Below are 223 nucleotides of genomic sequence, written 5' to 3' on the forward strand. Positions count from 1 at the left end.
GCTCGCGGGAGCCGCCCTCTCCCCGGTCGGCCTTGGCCTTGCGGTACCAGCCGCGCAGGGACTCCGAGCTGATGCCGAGCTCCCGGGCCACGGCGGTGACCGTCTTGCCCGGGGAATCGACGAGCGCGATCGCGTCCCGCTTGTACTCGTCCGAGTACCGCTTCGTGAACTTGCTTCCCACCTGGTGCTACTTCCTCTGGAACCTCAAGATCCCAGTCTCCAG

1 protein-coding gene is annotated in these 223 nt (G+C 67.3%); it reads right to left on the minus strand.

Going from position 1 to position 223, the window contains the following annotated elements:
* The coding region (locus tag AC2CJA_RS27485) for a transposase (protein WP_484605310.1) at positions 1-181 on the minus strand (181 nt) is incomplete at its 3' end.
* Positions 182-223: the final 42 nt, after the last annotated feature.

This window comes from Streptomyces sp. ATLC9 (assembly GCF_057196705.1).